Below are 17,328 nucleotides of genomic sequence, written 5' to 3'. Positions count from 1 at the left end.
TTCCCGTACGGCGCCCTTCGCATGTCGGGATTGGTGGCTAAGGTAGCGCGCACGCCATCAGAAGATCGACCGATTACGAGGCTTCATCGTGCGCCGACGCTCACTCATCCTTGCCGCCGTTCCCGCGGGACTGGTCACTCTCGCCGCGTGCGGCGACGAAAAGTCCGACTCGAGCAAGGCGAGCGACAGTGCGTCGTCCTCCGCCGGGGCCACGCCGCCACCGAAGATCGTCGACGGTCCGCTGCCGGCCATCACGGCGGGGGTGAAGTTCGACGAGAAGCCGACGGTCGCCAAGGGCAGCGGTGAGCCGTCGGACCAGCTTGCGGTGAAGACGGTGATCGCGGGCAGCGGCAAGACCGTCGCGGAGAACGACTACATCCAGGCGAACTGCCTCGGTCAGGTCTGGGACAGCGCGAAGGTCCTCCTCAACACCTACGACACCAAGAAGCCGCTGTTCACCCAGCTCGCGCAGGGGGGCACCATCGACGGCTGGCGCTACGCGCTGACCGGTAAGAAGACCGGCAGCCGGGTGCTCTTCTCCGTGCCGCCGACCTGGGCCTTCGGCAAGGACGGCGACGCGGACACGGGCATCAAGGGCACCGACACGCTGGTGTTCGTCTTCGACATCCAGGACACGTTCAACGCGAAGAGCTCGGCCAAGGGCAAGGACGTGCCGCAGGACGACGCCGCGGTGCCGAAGGTGGGTACGAACACCGACGGCAAGGCGCCCACGATCGAGATCCCCAAGTCGGGCCCGCCGACCGAGCTGGTGTCGGAGTACGTGATCGAGGGGGACGGACCGAAGCTCGCCGCGGACGACACCGTGCTGGTGCAGTACAAGGGCGTCGTCTGGGACACCGGCAAGGAGTTCGACTCCTCGTACAGCCGCAGTTCGCTGACCTCGTTCTCGCTCCAGCAGGTGGTCAAGGGCTGGGCGCAGGGTCTGACCGGCAAGAAGGTCGGGAGCCGCGTCGTCATCGTCGTGCCGCCGTCGCTGGGTTACGGCGACAGCCCGCCGAGCGGCAGCGGCATCGAGAAGGACTCCACGATGGTCTTCTCGGTGGACATCATCGCCAAGGTGTGAGGCCGGCGAAGGTGTAAGACTGTCCGTGTTGCCTTTCCGTGAGACATGCAGGAGCCAGTGACGTGAGCATTGACAAGCCCGAGATCGACTTCCCCGGCGGCGAGCCCCCGGCGGACCTCGAGATCAAGGACATCTGGGAGGGTGACGGCGAGGTCGCTCAGGCCGGCCACAACGTCAGCGTCCACTACGTCGGTGTCGCCTTCAGCACCGGTGAGGAGTTCGACGCCAGCTGGAACCGTGGGACGCCGTTCCGCTTCCCGCTCGGTGGCGGACGCGTCATCAAGGGCTGGGACCAGGGCGTGCAGGGCATGAAGGTCGGCGGCCGTCGTCAGCTGACCATCCCGGCCCACCTCGCCTACGGCAACCAGAGCCCCACCCCGGCGATCAAGCCCGGCGAGACGCTGATCTTCGTCGTGGACCTGCTCGGGGTCTGACCGCCGTACGACCAGTGTTGATCACCTGGGGTCCATGCCCGCCCGGGCATGGACCCTCGGCTTTTGTCCGGGCACCGCGGGACGGTACGGTCGTCGATCGTAAGCACCATAGGGGAGGCGAAGGGCGTCGATGGCCATTGCCAAGGCCGAGCGGCTGATGAACCTGGCACTGTGTCTGCTCGGGACGCGCCGGCCGCTCAGCAAGCGTGAGCTGCGCGACTCCATCGAGGCGTATGTCGAGACCTTCCGGCCGGGCACCGGCGCGGCGGGATCGGACGACTCCTTCAACCGGATGTTCGAGCGGGACAAGGACGATCTCCGCGAGCTGGGCCTGGTCATCGAGACCGTGGAGAGCCTGGACGGCGAGATCGGCTACCTCGCCCGCCGCGACAGCAACCGTCTGCCGCCCATCACGCTGGACGCCGAGGAGGCCGCGGCGCTGGGCCTGGCCGCCAAGGTGTGGCAGCAGGCCCGGCTGGCGGGCGCCGCGAGCGGCGCTCTGCAGAAACTGCGCGCGGCGGGGCTGCCGGAGGACGTCGACCCGTACGAGGCGCATGGCGCCCTGGAACCCCGGATCCCCGTGCACGAGGCCGCGTTCGAGCCGCTGATGCTGGCCTGCCGCGACCGTCGGCCCGTCATGTTCGACTACCGCAAGGCCACCGCCGCGCACCCGGAGCCCCGGCACGTCGAGCCGTGGGCGCTGGAGTGCTGGCGCGGTCACTGGTACCTGGCCGGTTTCGACCGCGACCGGGGCGCCGAGCGGGTCTTCCGGCTGTCGCGGATCACCGGCAGGGTGCGCTCACGCGGGGGGAGCTTCACCGTGCCGGTCCCCGATGTCGTCACCGTCCGTGAGACGGTCTCGAGCTGGGCGGGGGAGACCGCCGACCGCAGCGCGGTGATCAGGCTGCGCAGGGACGCCGGATACCCCTTGCGGGCGAAGGCCACCTCGGTGCGGGAACTCGAGGACGGCTGGGACGAGTTGGAGATTCCGTACGGGCACGGTCTGGACGCCTGGCTGGTGGAGTTCGGGCCGGACGTGGTGGTCCTCGACCCCGCAGAGCTGCGCGCGGACGTCGTGGACCGGCTGCGTGCCGTGGCCAAGGGCTGAGGGGGAGCGAGCAACACAGTGGCAGGCAAACCGGTCAGGCCGACGAACGCGATCGACCAGACGCGGCGGATGCTCTCCCTGGTGACGTATCTCAGGGAGCGCCCCGGCGCGCGGATCGAGGACGTGGCGCGCGCGTTCGGGATCACCGAGGACGAGCTGGTCTCGGACCTCGACGTGCTGCCCATGTGCGGCACCAGCTTCCGCGGCGGCGATCTCCTCGACATCGACACCGACGGTGAGCGCATCTGGTGGCACAACCCGGCCGCGCTCGGCGCGGAGGCCGCCGAACCGCTGCGGCTGGCCGCCGACGAGGCGACCGCGCTGCTGGTGGCGGCCCGGGCGGTGTCCACGCTGCCCGGCCTGCGGGAGGGGGACCGCCAGGCGCTGCTGCGGGCGACCGCCAAGGTGGAGGCCTCGGCCGGTGAGGCGGCGGGCGCGAGCGCGCGGCTGTCGGTGACGTTCGAGTCGGAGGGCGGCGTCTTCGCCGACGTCGACCGGGCGATCTCCGAGCGGCGCCGGCTGTGGATCCGCTACTACTCGCCCGCTCGTGACGAGGTCACCGAGCGCGAGATCGACCCCATCCGGCTGGTCAGCGTCGGGCACACCTACGTGGAGGCCTGGTGCCGCCGCTCGGAGGCGCGCCGGACCTTCCGGCTGGACCGGGTCGCCGAGATCAAGATCCTCGACGAGCCGTCCGCGCCGCCCGAGATCGAGCTCCGGGACCTGTCGGAGGGGCTCGTGCAGCCGGCCGCCGAGGATCCGGAGGTCGTCGTCGAGGTCGGCCCGGGCGGCCGCTGGGTCGCCGAGTACTACCCGCACGACAGCGCCGATGAGCTTCCCGACGGCGGACTGCGTATCACTCTGCGCACGCCCGAACCCGCCTCGCTCAGGCGGCTGGCGCTGCGGCTCGGCCGCGACGGCCGGATCGTCTCGCCGCCGGAGCTCGCCGACAGCGCCCGCCGGGCCGCCCGTGAGGCGCTGGCGGCGTACGACGGGATCGAGGCGCAGGGCGCGGCCGACGGGTCGCCCGCGGCGCCCCCCGGCGAGGTGCCGGTACGGCGCGGCGGAGGTCACGACGACGGGCGGGAGCAGGAGCTGTGAGCGAGTCGACGGCGTCCGGCGTGCGGGGCGTCTCGGTGGCCTCCGCGTTCGCCGGCATGCGGAGTGCGGGTCCGGTGCGCTTCCGGGCCGGGTGCCCCGACTGCCGGGGCGCCTTCGAGCTGACCGCGAGCGCCCTGCGGCTGGCGATCGGCGCGTCCAGCCGGACCACCTTCTACTCCTTCACCTGCCCCGACTGCGGGGCCGCCGTGCGCAAGCCGGCCGGTGAGCGGATCGTCGAACTCCTCACCGGCGGCGGGGTCAGGACCCTGCGGCTGCACACCCCTTAGGACGGTCTAGGCTCGGCCCCATGTTCTGGCCGATGTTCGCGGTTGTCATGGGTTTCGCAGGTCTCGCCGTCCTCGCGGTGTTCGCCGTTCAGGTCTTCGCGGAGGCGCGGCGTCTGGGACGGCAGGTCGCGGAGTCCGCGCGCCGGATCGACCGGGCGGCCCAGGATCTGGAACGGGCGGCGGCGAGCGCGGCCCGCGCGGTGGACACTCTGTGACGTCGGCTGCGACGCCCCTCGCACGGCGCTGTGGGCGTCCTGTGAGTCCTGCGGCGAATGCGTTTTGCGCCACTTCGCCCTCCCGCCCCGGCGGGGAGGGCAGGTACGCTGCTGGTCGCGGCCCGGAGAACGAGGCCCGGACCGCGGACCGGGAGTACGCACGGGGATTGCCTCACGTTTACCCCTGAGCGCTACGATCGCTGTCAACACGATCGTTCGGACAGGTGTCCGACCGGTCGGACGGCAACCCACCCCCGCAGCCTCGGTGAGAAGGTAAAGACTTATGTTCGGAAGGCTCGGCGCCCCCGAGATCATTCTCATCCTCGTCGTCGTCATCCTGCTGTTCGGCGCCAAGAAGCTTCCCGACATGGCGCGCTCGCTCGGCAAGTCCGCTCGCATTCTCAAGAGCGAGGCGAAGGCTATGAAGGAAGACGGCGGCAACACGGCGACCCCGGCCGGCCCGCCGAACGACGGCGAGCAGCCCCCGGCCCAGCGCACCATCCAGGCGTCCCCCGGCGACGTGACCAGCTCCCGTCCGGTCAGCGAGCCGACGGACACGACCAAGCGCTGACGCAGGGCCGGTGACCTCCGGCCCGCCGCACGAGATGGGAACGTGGGTTGCTGAAGCCTGCCCGCAAACAGGAGAAGGACCCCGAGGGGCGGATGCCCCTCGCGGATCATCTTCGTGAGCTCCGCAACCGGCTCGCGAAGGCGATGCTGGCCATCGTCCTCGTGACGGTCGTAGCCGCCTTCTTCTACAACGACATCATCAACTTCCTCACCAAGCCGATCCTCGACTCGGTCGGCTGCGGGAAGACTTTCGAGGAGATCGCGGGCCAGCTCCATTCCGGCGACGCGACCAACAAGTGCGCGAGCATCACGATCAACGGTCTGCTCGCGCCCTTCACGCTGGCCCTCCAGGTCTCCCTGATGGCCGGGGTCGTCTTCGCCTCGCCGGTCTGGCTCTACCAGCTGTGGGCCTTCATCGCCCCCGGACTGCACAACCACGAGCGCAAGTACGCCTACGCGTTCGTCGGCATGGGCGCCCCGCTCTTCATCGGCGGCGGCTACTTCGCCTACATGGTGCTGCCGACCACCGCGAAGGTCCTGATCGACTTCACCCCGGGCGGCGTCAGCAACCTGCTCCCGCTGGACGACCTGCTCCAGCTCGTGACGCGCATGGTCGTCGTCTTCGGCCTCTCCTTCGAGCTGCCGCTGCTGCTGGTCTTCCTCAACCTCACCGGGATGGTCACCGGCAGGCGCATGCTCGGCTGGTGGCGAGCCATGATCATCGGCATCACGGTGTTCGCCGCCGTGGCCACGCCCAGCACCGACCCCATCTCGATGCTGGCCCTCGCCGGACCGATCTGGATCCTGTACTTCGGCGCGACCGCCTTCTCGCTGCTGAACGACCGCCGCAGGCGCCGCCGCGACGCCCTGGGCCCCGCCGACGACGAGGCCTCCGAGCTGGACCTCAGCCCTGAGGACATCGGCGAGGTCGAGTCGGTGACCGCGAGCCGAGCGCTGCCGGAGCAGGCGAGCACCGAGCGCGTCAACGGTTATGACGACGTGACCTGAGAAGCGTCGGAGAGCTCTTAAGGTCATCCCCGTGACCAGCGAGATCACCCTCTTCGTCAATCCCGCGGCGGGCCGCGGCCGGGGCGCCCACGCGGCGCGGCCGGCCGCTTCCGCGTTGCGGACGGCCGGCTACACGGTGCACACCGTCATCGGCGCGAACGCCGAGGACGCCCTCGCACGCGCGCGTGCCGCCGTCGCCGACGGCACGGGCGCCCTGATCGCCGTCGGCGGCGACGGGCTGACCCATCTCGCGCTCCAGGCCGTCGCCGGCACCCGCACCCCGCTCGGCCTGATCGCCGCCGGCACCGGCAACGACTTCGCCCGTGCCCTCGGCCTGCCCGTCCGCGATCCGGCCGCCGCCGCCCGGCTGGCCGCCGACGCCCTGAAGGGCGCCCGGATCCGCGACGTGGACCTCGGCCGGGTGGGCGACCGCTGGTTCGGCACCGTCCTCGCCTCCGGCTTCGACTCCCGCGTCAACGACCGGGGCAACCGCATGCGATGGCCCACCGGACGCGCCCGGTACGACCTCGCGATGCTCGCCGAACTGGCCGCGTTCCGTCCGTTCCCGTACCGGATCACGCTCGACGGCGGAGCCGTCCGGGAGGTCGAGGCCGCCCTAGTCGCCGTCGGCAACGGGACTTCCTACGGCGGCGGCATGCGGATCTGCCCCGGCGCCGACCTCGCCGACGGGCTGTTCGACATCACGGTCGTCGGGGACTGCCGCCGGACGACGCTGCTGCGGGTGTTCCCGAGGGTGTACCGGGGGACGCACGTCGACCATCCGAAGGTCACCGTGCTCCGGGCGGCGAAGGTCGAGATCGCCGCCGAGGGCGTCTCGGGATACGCGGACGGGGAGCGGCTCGGGGCACTGCCGCTCACCGCGCGGTGCGTGCCCGGCGCGGTGCGGGTCATCGGCGCCTGAGACGGGCCGCCCGTGCGCCCGTGAGCTGGGCGTACCGAGGTTTGCCGGCGCCGGATCCGGATAATGATCGTCCTGTTGTCAGTGCGGCCCGGTACGCTCGAAAGCACGATGACAGAGGATCTCTCACCGGCCGAGCGGTACGCGGCAGCACGTAAGCGCGCTGTCGAGCAGGCCACCTCGCTCGCGTCCTTCCGCGAGATGTACGACTTCGGTCTCGATCCCTTCCAGATCGAGGCCTGCCAGGCGCTCGAGGCGGGCAAGGGCGTCCTGGTGGCCGCCCCCACGGGCTCGGGCAAGACGATCGTGGGCGAGTTCGCCGTCCACCTCGCGCTCCAGCAGGGCAAGAAGTGCTTCTACACGACGCCCATCAAGGCGCTGTCGAACCAGAAGTACTCCGACCTGTCCCGGCGGTACGGCAGCGACAAGGTCGGCCTGCTCACCGGCGACAACAGCGTCAACTCCGACGCCCCGGTGGTCGTGATGACCACCGAGGTGCTGCGGAACATGCTGTACGCCGGCTCGCAGACCCTCCTCGGGCTCGGGTACGTGGTGATGGACGAGGTGCACTACCTCTCCGACCGCTTCCGGGGCGCGGTGTGGGAAGAGGTGATCATCCACCTTCCGGAGTCGGTCACCCTGGTCTCGCTGTCGGCGACCGTGTCTAACGCCGAGGAGTTCGGCGACTGGCTCGACACCGTGCGCGGCGACACCGAGGTGATCGTCTCCGAGCACCGGCCCGTGCCGCTGTTCCAGCACGTGCTCGCCGGGCGGCGGATGTACGACCTGTTCGAGGAGGGCGAGGGCCAGCGCAGGGCCGTCAACCCCGACCTCACGCGGCTGGCCCGCATGGAGGCGAGCCGGCCGTCGTACCAGGACCGCAGGCGTGGCCGCAACATGCGCGAGGCCGACCGTGAGCGGGAGCGCAGGCAGCGGTCGCGGGTGTGGACGCCCGGGCGGCCGGAGGTCATCGAGCGGCTCGACGCCGCGGGGCTGCTGCCCGCCATCACGTTCATCTTCAGCCGTGCCGCCTGCGAGGCCGCCGTCCAGCAGTGCCTGCACGCCGGGCTGCGGCTGAACGACGAGGACGCGCGCGCCGAGGTCCGCGCCCTGGTCGAGGAGCGCACCGCCGCCATCCCCCACGAGGACCTGCACGTCCTCGGCTACTACGAGTGGCTGGAGGGTCTGGAGCGAGGCATCGCCGCGCACCACGCGGGCATGCTGCCGACCTTCAAGGAGGTCGTCGAGGAGCTGTTCGTGCGGGGCCTGGTCAAGGCCGTCTTCGCCACCGAGACGCTCGCTCTCGGCATCAACATGCCCGCCCGCTCGGTGGTGCTGGAGAAGCTCGTCAAGTGGAACGGCGAGCAGCACGCCGACATCACTCCCGGCGAGTACACACAGCTCACCGGCCGCGCGGGCCGACGGGGCATCGACGTCGAGGGGCACGCGGTCGTGCTCTGGCAGCGCGCGATGAGCCCCGAGCACCTCGCCGGTCTCGCGGGCACCCGCACGTACCCGCTGCGCTCCAGCTTCAAGCCGTCGTACAACATGGCGGTCAACCTGGTCGAGCAGTTCGGGCGGCACCGCTCGCGCGAGCTGCTGGAGACCTCGTTCGCGCAGTTCCAGGCGGACCGGTCGGTCGTCGGGATCTCCCGGCAGGTGCAGCGCAACGAGGAGGGGCTCGAGGGCTACAAGGCCTCCATGACCTGCCACCTCGGCGACTTCGACGAGTACGCGCGGCTGCGCCGCGACCTCAAGGACCGCGAGACCGAACTGGCCAAGCAGGGCGCGAGCCAGCGGCGCACCGAGGCCGCCGTGGCACTGGAGAAGCTCAAGCCGGGGGACGTCATCCACGTGCCCACCGGCAAGTACGCCGGGCTGGCGCTGGTGCTCGACCCGGGTCTGCCGGCCGGCCGGGCCAACGGCCACCGGGGCTTCGAGCAGCACGACGGGCCGCGTCCGCTGGTCCTCACCGCCGAACGGCAGGTCAAGCGGCTGGCCTCGATGGACTTCCCGGTGCCGGTCGAGGCGCTGGACCGGATGCGGATCCCGAAGTCGTTCAACGCGCGCTCGCCGCAGTCCCGCCGCGATCTCGCCTCCGCGCTGCGCACCAAGGCCGGGCACATCCGGCCGGAGCGGGCCCGTAAGCAGCGCTCGCAGGCCGCCGACGACCGTGAGATCGCCCGGCTGCGCACCGCCATCCGCGCGCACCCGTGCCACGGCTGCTCCGACCGTGAGGACCACGCCCGCTGGGCCGAGCGCTACCAGCGGCTGCTGCGGGACACCTCCCAGCTGGAGCGTCGTATCGAGGGACGCACCAACACGATCGCCCGTACGTTCGACCGGATCGTGGCCCTGCTGACCGAGCTCGACTACCTGCGGGGCAATGAGGTCACCGAGCACGGCAAGCGGCTCGCCAGGCTCTACGGCGAGCTCGACCTGCTCGCGAGCGAGTGCCTGCGGGCGGGCGTCTGGGAGGGTCTCGCCCCCGCCGAACTGGCCGCCTGTGTCTCGGCACTGGTCTACGAGTCGCGGGCCGGTGACGACGCCATGGCGCCGAAGCTGCCCTCGGGCAAGGCGAAGGCCGCGCTCGGCGAGATGGTGCGCATCTGGGGTCGGCTGGACGCCCTGGAGGAGGACTTCCGGATCAGCCAGACCGAGGGCGTGGGACAGCGCGAGCCCGATCTCGGTTTCGCCTGGTCGGCCTATATGTGGGCTTCCGGAAAGGGGCTCGACGAGGTGCTGCGCGAGGCGGAGATGCCCGCCGGTGACTTCGTGCGCTGGTGCAAGCAGGTCATCGACGTGCTGGGGCAGATCGCTGCGGCGGCTCCCGCCTCCGCCGGGGGCTCGACGGTGGCGAAGAACGCCCGCAAGGCCGTGGACGAGCTGCTGCGGGGGGTTGTCGCCTACTCGTCGGTGGGGTGATGCCGTCCGGCGGGCGCGGGTCGTGCGTGGCCGGTCGCGTCCGCGTGGCGGGACCGCGTGGCGACGCGGGCCCGTGACCGCTCGCCTGGCCTCCCGCGCCCGGTGAGCGCGAGCTGACCACCTGGTCGGTGTCGGCCGGCAGCCGGCCGGACAGCGCGTCGCTCGGCGTGGTGCCGACCGGAATCGTGACGGAGCACGCGTCGCCGAAACCCGGTCCCCGCGCCCTGCGGCGGCTCGGCTCAGCCCTGGCCGAGATAGGCCCGCCAGCCGCCGTACGCCGTGATGTCCTCCGCGCCGGTGAGGGCGGACGGTTCGCAGAGGAAGCCGGGGGCGTGGCTGCCGTCGGCGAGTTCGACACTGCCCAGGACCATCGGGCGGGGCAGCGAGGCGAGCAGGCGGCCGAGACCCTCCGCCGGGAGGCGCCAGATCTCCACCTCGATCGCGGCGCCGCCTTCTCCCTCGTGGACGAGGCCCGGCTTGGGCGGCGTCGTGCGCAGGGCGTGCAGGCGGTAGACCGGGGACGTCGTGGTGGTGCGGTCCAGCACCGCGCCCAGGGACAGCAGTTGAGGGTTGAGGGGCTGGCCGGTCAGATGGGCGCCCGCCACCGCCACGGACACCTCGGGGCGCAGCAGGTCCGCGATCCGGGCCAGCCGGTCGTCCGTGAAGGCCGGGCCGACCAGCATCACGCCGAAGGGCAGGCCGTCCACCTCGCCGGCCGGGACGGCCGCCGCCGCCAGGTCGAAGAGGTTCGTGGAGTTGGTGAAGCGGCCCAGGCGGGCGTTGGCGCCCAGCGGGTCGGCGGCCACCTCGGCGAGGGTGGGGTGGCCGGGGGCGGTGGGCAGCAGCAGGGCGTCCGAGTCGGCCAGTTCGGTCAGGGCGCGGTCGCGCAGGGCCGTCAGGCGTTCGCTGTCCGTGTAGAGCCGGTGGGCCGGGACGTCGCGGGCCCGGGTGATGATGCCGGCGACCGTCGGGTCCAGGCCCTCGCCGCCCTCCGCGGTCAGCTTGTCGACGAAAGCGCCTACGGCGGTGTAGCGCTCGGCGACGAACGCGCCCTCGTAGAGCATCGCGGCGGCCTCGGTGAACGGGGTGAGGTCGATACCGCGGATCGCGGCCCCGGCCGCCTCGAGCCGACGTACCGCGGCCTCGTAGGCCGCCGCCCAGCCCTGGTCCAGTTCGCCCAGCTGGTCGAGGGGCGGGACCGCCACCCGCCAGGGGCCGGGGTCGCGGGCGGGGAGCGAGGGGAGGGCGCGGCCGGCCGGTGACGCCATGTGGGCCAGGGCCCGCTCCGCCTCGGGGAGCGTGCGGGCGAACACCGTCACACAGTCGATCGAGGCGCAGGCCGGGACGACCCCCTCCGTGGGGACCAGCCCCCGGGTGGGCTTGAGGCCGACGATGCCGTTGAAGGCGGCCGGGACCCGCCCCGAACCCGCCGTGTCGGTGCCCAGGGCGAGGTCGGCGATGCCGAGGGCCACCGCGACGGCCGAACCGGAGCTGGAGCCGCCGCTCACCCGCGACGGGTCGACGGCGCCGCGCACCGCGCCGTGCGGGGAGCGGGTGCCCACCAGGCCGGTCGCGAACTGGTCCAGGTTCGTGGTGCCCAGCACCAGGGCGCCGGCCGCGCGGAGGCGGGCCACGGCCGGGGCGTCGGCGGCGGGCCGGTAGGCGTACGCCGGGCAGCCCGCGGTGGTGGGCAGTCCCGCCACGTCGATGTTGCCCTTGACGGCGAGCAGCCGGCCGGCGAGCGGGAGGCGCTCGCCGCGCGCCAGCCGTTCGTCGAGCGTACGGGCCTCCGCCTCGACGTCCGAACGCGGCCGGAGGTCGATCCAGATCTCCGGGCGGTCCGTGGCCTCGATGCGGGCGTACGCGGCGCGGACGCGGGACACGGTCGTGGACATGCGTGCTCCTTGCGTGGTGGGGTCGATCGGCCCGGTCAGCCCGCGGCCGGGGCCAGGACGAGCAGCGCCGTCCCCGCCTCGACCTGGTCGCCGGGCCGGGCCAGGACCTGTGCGACCACGCCGTCGACCGGCGCGTGCACCCTGGACTCCATCTTCATCGCCTCCAGGGCGAGCAGCGGCTGCCCCGCCGTCACCTCGTCGCCCGGCGACACGTTCACCTGCCAGACGGAGGCGGCGAACTCGGCCTCGACCAGACGGCCGCCCGGCGGTAGCGCCACCTCGGCCACCGGAGCGGCCGGCGCCTCGGCGGCCGCCGCCCGCGCGAACTCGCCTGCCGCCTCCCAGGCGTCCCGCTCCGCCGCGAACGCGCTCTGCTGCCGGGACCTGAACTCCGCTATGGGGCCCGCGTGTCCGGCGAGGAAGGTCCGGTACTCGGCGAGCGAGAAGATGCCTTCCTCGACGCGCGGCACGAAGCGGCCCGAGACGATGTCGGCCCGTAGGTCGAGGAGTTCGTCCGCCTCGACCGGATACCAGCGGATCCGGTCGAAGAAGCGCAGCAGCCAGGGCGAGCCCGGTTCGAACGCGCCGCGCTGCTGCCAGGGCGACCACACCTGGGTCGTCCGGCCCACGAACTGGTAACCGCCGGGTCCCTCCATGCCGTAGACGCAGAGGTACGCGCCGCCGATGCCCACCGAGTTCTCGGCCGTCCAGGTGCGCGCGGGGTTGTACTTGGTCGTCACCAGACGGTGGCGCGGGTCGAGAGGGGTGGCGACCGGGGCGCCCAGGTAGACGTCTCCCAGGCCCAGGACCAGGTACTCCGCGGCGAACACCGTGTCGTAGACGTCCGCCACGGTGTCCAGGCCGTTGACCCGGCGGATGAACTCGATGTTCCAGGGGCACCAGGGGGCGTCGTCGCGGACGCCCGCCATGTAGCGGGCGATGGCCTCGCGGGTCGCGGGGTCGTCCCAGGACAGCGGGAGGTGCACGGTGCGGGAGGGGACGACCAGCTCGTCCGAGGGCGGCAGGGCGGCCGTCATCTCCCTGACCACGGCGAGGAGTTCACGCTGGGGGAGGCGGCCTGGGTCCGTCCGGATCTGCAGCGAGCGGATGCCCGGGGTGAGATCGGTGACGCCGGTCAGGTCCGCCGCGGCCACCGCCTCCATCAGCGCGTGGACCCGCATGCGCAGTGCCAGGTCCAGCTGGAGGGGTCCGAACTCGACCAGCAGGTTGTCGTCGCCGCTGCGCCGGTAGGCCACGTCGCCGTCCCGGGCCAGCACGCCCCCGTCGACGATCTCGGGGCGGGGCGCACCGTCCACGTCCACCGGCGCGAAGCGGACCGTGTCGCCCGGGCGCAGCTGGCCCAGCTTCCAGCGCTCGGAGCTGAGCACCGTGGCCGGGCACACGAACCCGCCGAGGGACGGGCCGTCCGGGCCGAGCAGCACCGGCATGTCGCCGGTGTAGTCGACGGCGCCGACGGAATAGGGGGTGTCGTGGATGTTGGACGGGTGCAGACCCGCCTCGCCGCCGTCGGTCCGTGCCCAGCGCGGCTTGGGCCCGACCAGCCGCACACCGGTGCGGGCCGAGTTGAAGTGGACCTTCCAGTCGGCGGCGTAGAAGTCACGGATGTCGTCCTCGGTGAAGAACTCCGGTGCCGCGTGCGGGCCTTCGACCGCGCCCAGGTGCCAGAGCGGGGTGAACTCCGGGCGGTCGGGGACGGGCACGGCGGTGCCCTCGACGACCGTTCCGCCGTGCAGGACGTCACCCGTGCGCAGCGCCCGCCCGCCGTGGCCGCCGAACCGGCCCAGCGTGAACGTGCTCGCGCTGCCCAGGAAGGCGGGGACGTCCAGGCCGCCCGCGAACAGGACGTACGTCCGCAGGCCGTGCTCGTCGGGTGCGCCGATCTCCAGCAGGGCGCCGGCCGGCACGGTCACCGGTTCCCAGCGCGCCACCGCCGTGCCGTCCACGGTGACGGGTGCCGGCGCGCCCGTCACACACACCGTGGTGGCGTGGGTGAAGCGCAGCGCCGGGCCCTGGAGGGTGCACTCCAGGCCGGGGGCGCCCTCGGGGTTGCCGAGCGCCCGGTTGCCGAGGCGGAACGAGCGGTCGTCCATGGGGCCGGACGGCGGGACGCCGACCTGCCAGTGGCCGGTGCGGCCGGGCCAGTCCTGCACGGTGGTGAGCGTGCCGCCGGAGACGACCTCGACGCGGGGGGTCGGGTCGGTGACGGTCGCGAGCGTCGCCGTCGAGTGGGCCGCCGTCACGAAGCGGGGATCCGCCAGCGCCGCCCGGACGAGCCCGAGGTTCGTCTCGATGCCGTCGACGCGGGTCCGGGCCAGAGCCTCGTCCAGGCGGCGCAGCGCGTGCGCGCGGTCCGGGCCGTGGGCGATCACCTTCGCGAGCATCGGGTCGTACGACGTCGTCACCTCGGTGCCCGTCTCCACCCAGCCGTCGACGCGGACCCCGGCCGGGAACTCGACCCTCGTCAGCAGTCCGGCGCCGGGCCGGTGGTCGCGGCTGGGGTCCTCCGCGTAGAGACGTGCCTCGACGGCGTGGCCGCGCGGCGGGCCGGGGTCGCGGACGACGTCCCGCTCACCGCGCGCCAGGCGCAGCATCCAGGCGACCAGGTCGACGCCGTAGATCTCCTCGGTGACCGGATGTTCCACCTGCAGCCGGGTGTTGACCTCCAGGAAGTAGGCCTCCTCGCGCGCCGCGTCGTAGACGAACTCGACCGTGCCGGCGGACCGGTAGCCGACCGAGGCGCACAGGTCGTGCGCGCTCGAGGCGAGCCGCTCCCGGATGTGGGCGGGCAGGCCGGGGGCCGGGGCCTCCTCCACGACCTTCTGGTTGCGGCGCTGGAGCGAGCAGTCCCGGTCGCCGAGGACGACGACCCTTCCCGCCCCGTCTCCGAAGACCTGCACCTCGACGTGGCGGGCGTGCTCCACGAGCCGTTCCAGGAAGACGCCCGCGGAGGAGAAGGAGGCGGCGGCGACCCGCTGGACGCGCTCCCAGGCGTCGGTCAGTTCGGCGGCCGAGCGACAGGCCGACATGCCGATCCCGCCGCCACCGCCGGTGGCCTTGAGCATGACCGGGTAGCCGATGAGCCCGGCCCGCTCCAGCGCCTCGGGCAGGTCCGCCAGGAGTCCGGTGCCGGGGGCCAGCGGCACACCCGCGGCCTGCGCCGCCGCCCGCGCGGTGTGCTTGGCGCCGAACAGCTCCAGCTGCTCGGGCGTCGGACCGACGAAGACGATCCCGGCGTCGGCGCAGCGGCGCGCGAAGGCCGCGTCCTCGGAGAGGAAGCCGTAGCCCGGGTGGATCGCGCCCGCGCCGGTGTCCTTGGCCGCGGCCAGGACCAGGTCGGCGTCGAGGTATGACTCCTTGGCGGGGGCCGGGCCGAGCCGTACGGCCTCGTCGGCGAGCCGGACGTGGGGCGCCGAGCGGTCGGGGTCGGAGTACACCGCGACCGTCCGCAGGCCCAGTTCGCGGGCCGTACGGATGATGCGGACGGCGATCTCGCCCCGGTTGGCGACCAGCAGCGTGTCGAAGGTCATGCGGCGTCCGCCCCGTCGATGGTCATCCGCACGGCCGTCGGCTCGAAGCCGTTGCAGGGGTTGTTGATCTGGGGGCAGTTGGAGACCAGTACCAGGACGTCCCGTTCGGCACGGAGCGTGAGCGAGAGACCCGGCGCGGAGAGTCCGTCGACGATGCCGAGGGTGCCGTCCTTCTCGACGGGCACGTTCATGTACCAGTTGATGTTGGAGACCAGGTCCCGCTTGCCGAGGCCGTACCGGGCGCCCTCGGCGAGGAAGTTGTCCACGCACGCGTGCTGCGCGTAGGTGTGGTGGCCGTAGCGCAGGGTGTTGGACTCCTTGGAGCAGGCGCCGCCGACGGTGTCGTGGCGGCCCACGCCGTCGGCGGTCACCGTCATCAGGGCGGTGTGCTCGTTGGACATCAGCACACTGCCCGTGGTGAGGAAGATGCCGCCCTGGGCGTGGATCGTGTCGGGCGCGCTGTAGCGCACGGACGTGTCGTGGGCGTCGTACACCAGGAAGTCGACGGCCTGGTTGCCGTGCAGGTCGGTGATGGTCAGCGTCTCGCCCTCGCGGACGGTCGACGACCAGGAGGCGCGGGCCGCCACCACTGTCTTCGTGCTCATGCGAGCCCCCTCGCGGTCAGGAATTCGGCGGTGTTGAGGAAGGCGCGGCGGCCCTCGGGCGTGGCGTCCCACAGCGGGTCGCCCGGCCGGGTGGCCGTCGCCCGCCAGGCGAGGACCTCCAGCGGGGTGCTGACGTACCGCGGCCGGGGGTCGGCCGGGTGCGGCACGTTGGCGATCAGGACCGTCACGTCCTGTTCGGCCCGCAGGGTGACGCTGCCGCCCGGGCCCGCCGAGCCGGTGAAGCCGAGGGCGCCGTCGCCCTGGATCTCCACCCCCTGGAAGAAGGACAGCGAGGGCGGCAGATCGCGCGGCTCCAGGCCGTTCTTCGCGGCGGCCAGTTTGAACAGCTCCCGGCCGGCCGGGGAGGCGGACTGCGGACTGCCGTCGCCGTACCGCTCGGTGTTGCGTACGAGGGTGGAGGTGCCGCACAGGGCGTCGTGCCGGCCGGCGGTGTCGGCGACGACCGAGGCGAGGACGCGGCCCTGGTCGGACAGGAGCAGCACGCCCTCGCCGAGGTAGGCGTTCCACTGGACCTTGACCGTGTCGGCGACGTTCAGCCGCTCCCAGGGCCGGCCGTCCGCGTACAGGAGCAGATGGGCGCAGGCGTCGCCGTGCAGGTCGGTCAGGCGCAGTTCGGTGCCGCGCGCGAGGACCCGGTGGGTGTAGTTGCCGCCCGCGACCGTCTCGGCCCACACCAGGTGGCCCGCTTCGCGGGGCGGGTCCTGCCAGTCCCGGGCCGGGACGACCGGCATGGCCTCGGCCCGGGCGCCCTCCTGTGCCCGGGCGTGGGCGCGTGCTCCGTCTGTGGTCGCTGTCGCCGCCATTGCGGACCTCCGCAGCTCGGTTCCGTCGCTGTCGCGGTATTTCTGTCGCGCGACAGAAATTAGGTCCGGGGCGGGTCGCCGCCGTTGCTCTCCGGTTGCGGTGCGGTTACCGACTCCTCACGGGCTCGTCCGAAGATCGCCGGCCGGGGCCGTGTGCGAGGATCGAACGCATGGGGACCAGCAGCGGACGTCGAGTGGGCCGCCCGCGGGCCGCGCAGCGCCCGGACAGCGGGCTCGCACCGCGCGCCGAACTGCTGCTGGCCGCTGCGGAGTTGTTCACCACGCGCGGTTACGCCGCCACCACCACCCGGGCCGTCGCCGAACGCGCGGGAATGCGCCAGGCCTCCATGTACCACTACGTCTCCGGCAAGGAGGAACTGCTCGCGGCGCTGCTGGAGTCGACGGTCACGCCCTCGCTGACCTGTGCCCGTGAGCTGCTCGCGGACGACTCGCGGACGGCCGAGGACCGGCTGTGGGAGCTGTGCCGCACCGACGTGGAGCTGCTGTGCGGCGGCTCGCACAACCTCGGCGGGCTCTACCTGCTGCCCGAGGTGCGCACCGAGCGGTTCGCCGGCTTCCATGCCGTGCGCGCCGAACTCAAGGACGCCTACCGTCAGTTGATCGCGGCGACGGTAGCGGGCGGCGCGCTGGCGAAGAGCGCGCTGGATCTCCGTACCGACCTGGTCTTCGGTCTCATCGAGGGCGTCATCCTCGTGCACCGCTCGGATCCCGAGCGTTCCGTCTCCGCGTTCGCCCGTGCCACCGCCGACGCCGCTCTGCGCATCGCCGGGAACTGAACACCGCC

The 17,328-nt window shown here is 72.5% G+C and carries 15 protein-coding genes; 11 read left to right on the top strand and 4 right to left on the bottom strand.

The features are described 5' to 3' along the window. Positions 1–88: 88 nt before the first annotated feature. From QF030_RS10350 to QF030_RS10305, 10 genes are all read left to right on the top strand, one after another. A complete protein-coding gene (locus tag QF030_RS10350) occupies positions 89–1,084 on the top strand; it encodes an FKBP-type peptidyl-prolyl cis-trans isomerase (RefSeq protein ID WP_307162356.1) in 996 nt (331 codons plus the stop codon). Positions 1,085–1,146: 62 nt separating this feature from the next. Further along, positions 1,147–1,518 (top strand): FKBP-type peptidyl-prolyl cis-trans isomerase, encoded by a 372-nt coding sequence (locus tag QF030_RS10345; RefSeq protein ID WP_020128331.1) that lies wholly within the window; start codon positions 1,147–1,149, stop codon positions 1,516–1,518. Positions 1,519–1,648: 130 nt separating this feature from the next. Next, positions 1,649–2,626, top strand: a complete 978-nt coding sequence (locus QF030_RS10340; protein WP_307162355.1) for a helix-turn-helix transcriptional regulator — start codon at positions 1,649–1,651, stop codon at positions 2,624–2,626. An 18-nt stretch (positions 2,627–2,644) separates the two neighbouring features. Then, entirely contained in the window at positions 2,645–3,727 is a 1,083-nt protein-coding gene (locus QF030_RS10335) for a helix-turn-helix transcriptional regulator (protein ID WP_307162354.1), read from the top strand. After that, positions 3,724–4,014, top strand: coding sequence for a hypothetical protein (locus QF030_RS10330; protein WP_307162353.1), 291 nt, complete (start codon positions 3,724–3,726; stop codon positions 4,012–4,014). The genes QF030_RS10335 and QF030_RS10330 overlap by 4 nt, the downstream gene beginning before the upstream one ends. Before the next feature lie 20 nt (positions 4,015–4,034). Continuing rightward, positions 4,035–4,229, top strand: a complete 195-nt coding sequence (locus QF030_RS10325; protein ID WP_307162352.1) for a hypothetical protein — start codon at positions 4,035–4,037, stop codon at positions 4,227–4,229. A gap of 283 nt (positions 4,230–4,512) precedes the next feature. Next, positions 4,513–4,800, top strand: a complete 288-nt coding sequence (gene tatA / locus QF030_RS10320) for a Sec-independent protein translocase subunit TatA (RefSeq protein WP_307162351.1) — start codon at positions 4,513–4,515, stop codon at positions 4,798–4,800. A 47-nt stretch (positions 4,801–4,847) separates the two neighbouring features. Then, positions 4,848–5,807: a twin-arginine translocase subunit TatC gene (gene tatC, locus QF030_RS10315; RefSeq protein WP_307162350.1), complete on the top strand. Its 960-nt coding sequence runs from the start codon at positions 4,848–4,850 to the stop codon at positions 5,805–5,807. 31 nt (positions 5,808–5,838) lie between these two features. Beyond that, positions 5,839–6,729 (top strand): diacylglycerol kinase, encoded by an 891-nt coding sequence (locus tag QF030_RS10310; protein ID WP_307162349.1) that lies wholly within the window; start codon positions 5,839–5,841, stop codon positions 6,727–6,729. 63 nt (positions 6,730–6,792) lie between these two features. Beyond that, positions 6,793–9,651, top strand: coding sequence for a DEAD/DEAH box helicase (locus tag QF030_RS10305; protein ID WP_307162348.1), 2,859 nt, complete (start codon positions 6,793–6,795; stop codon positions 9,649–9,651). Positions 9,652–9,890: 239 nt separating this feature from the next. On the opposite strand, the gene atzF is transcribed toward QF030_RS10305, so the two are convergent. From atzF to QF030_RS10285, 4 genes are read right to left on the bottom strand one after another with little or no spacing between them, the layout of a single operon-like run. Then, the gene (atzF, locus tag QF030_RS10300; RefSeq protein WP_307162347.1) at positions 9,891–11,546 is read right to left on the bottom strand and encodes an allophanate hydrolase; all 1,656 of its coding nucleotides are present in this window, start codon (positions 11,544–11,546) and stop codon (positions 9,891–9,893) included. A gap of 35 nt (positions 11,547–11,581) precedes the next feature. Continuing rightward, a complete protein-coding gene (locus QF030_RS10295; protein WP_307162346.1) occupies positions 11,582–15,094 on the bottom strand; it encodes a 5-oxoprolinase/urea amidolyase family protein in 3,513 nt (1,170 codons plus the stop codon). Continuing rightward, complete coding sequence (locus tag QF030_RS10290; RefSeq protein ID WP_307162345.1) at positions 15,091–15,699, bottom strand: urea amidolyase associated protein UAAP2; 609 nt, start codon at positions 15,697–15,699, stop codon at positions 15,091–15,093. Before QF030_RS10290 ends, QF030_RS10295 begins: the two co-directional genes overlap by 4 nt. Beyond that, on the bottom strand, positions 15,696–16,523 hold the full coding sequence (locus tag QF030_RS10285) for an urea amidolyase associated protein UAAP1 (protein WP_307162344.1): 828 nt from the start codon (positions 16,521–16,523) through the stop codon (positions 15,696–15,698). The genes QF030_RS10290 and QF030_RS10285 overlap by 4 nt, the downstream gene beginning before the upstream one ends. A gap of 170 nt (positions 16,524–16,693) precedes the next feature. Between QF030_RS10285 and QF030_RS10280 the strand changes: the two genes are divergently transcribed. Continuing rightward, entirely contained in the window at positions 16,694–17,320 is a 627-nt protein-coding gene (locus QF030_RS10280) for a TetR/AcrR family transcriptional regulator (RefSeq protein WP_307162343.1), read from the top strand. Positions 17,321–17,328 lie beyond the last annotated feature (8 nt).

This window comes from Streptomyces rishiriensis, from assembly GCF_030815485.1.
Taxonomy (GTDB): domain Bacteria; phylum Actinomycetota; class Actinomycetes; order Streptomycetales; family Streptomycetaceae; genus Streptomyces; species Streptomyces rishiriensis_A.
This window is presented reverse-complemented; position numbering and strand designations above follow the sequence as displayed.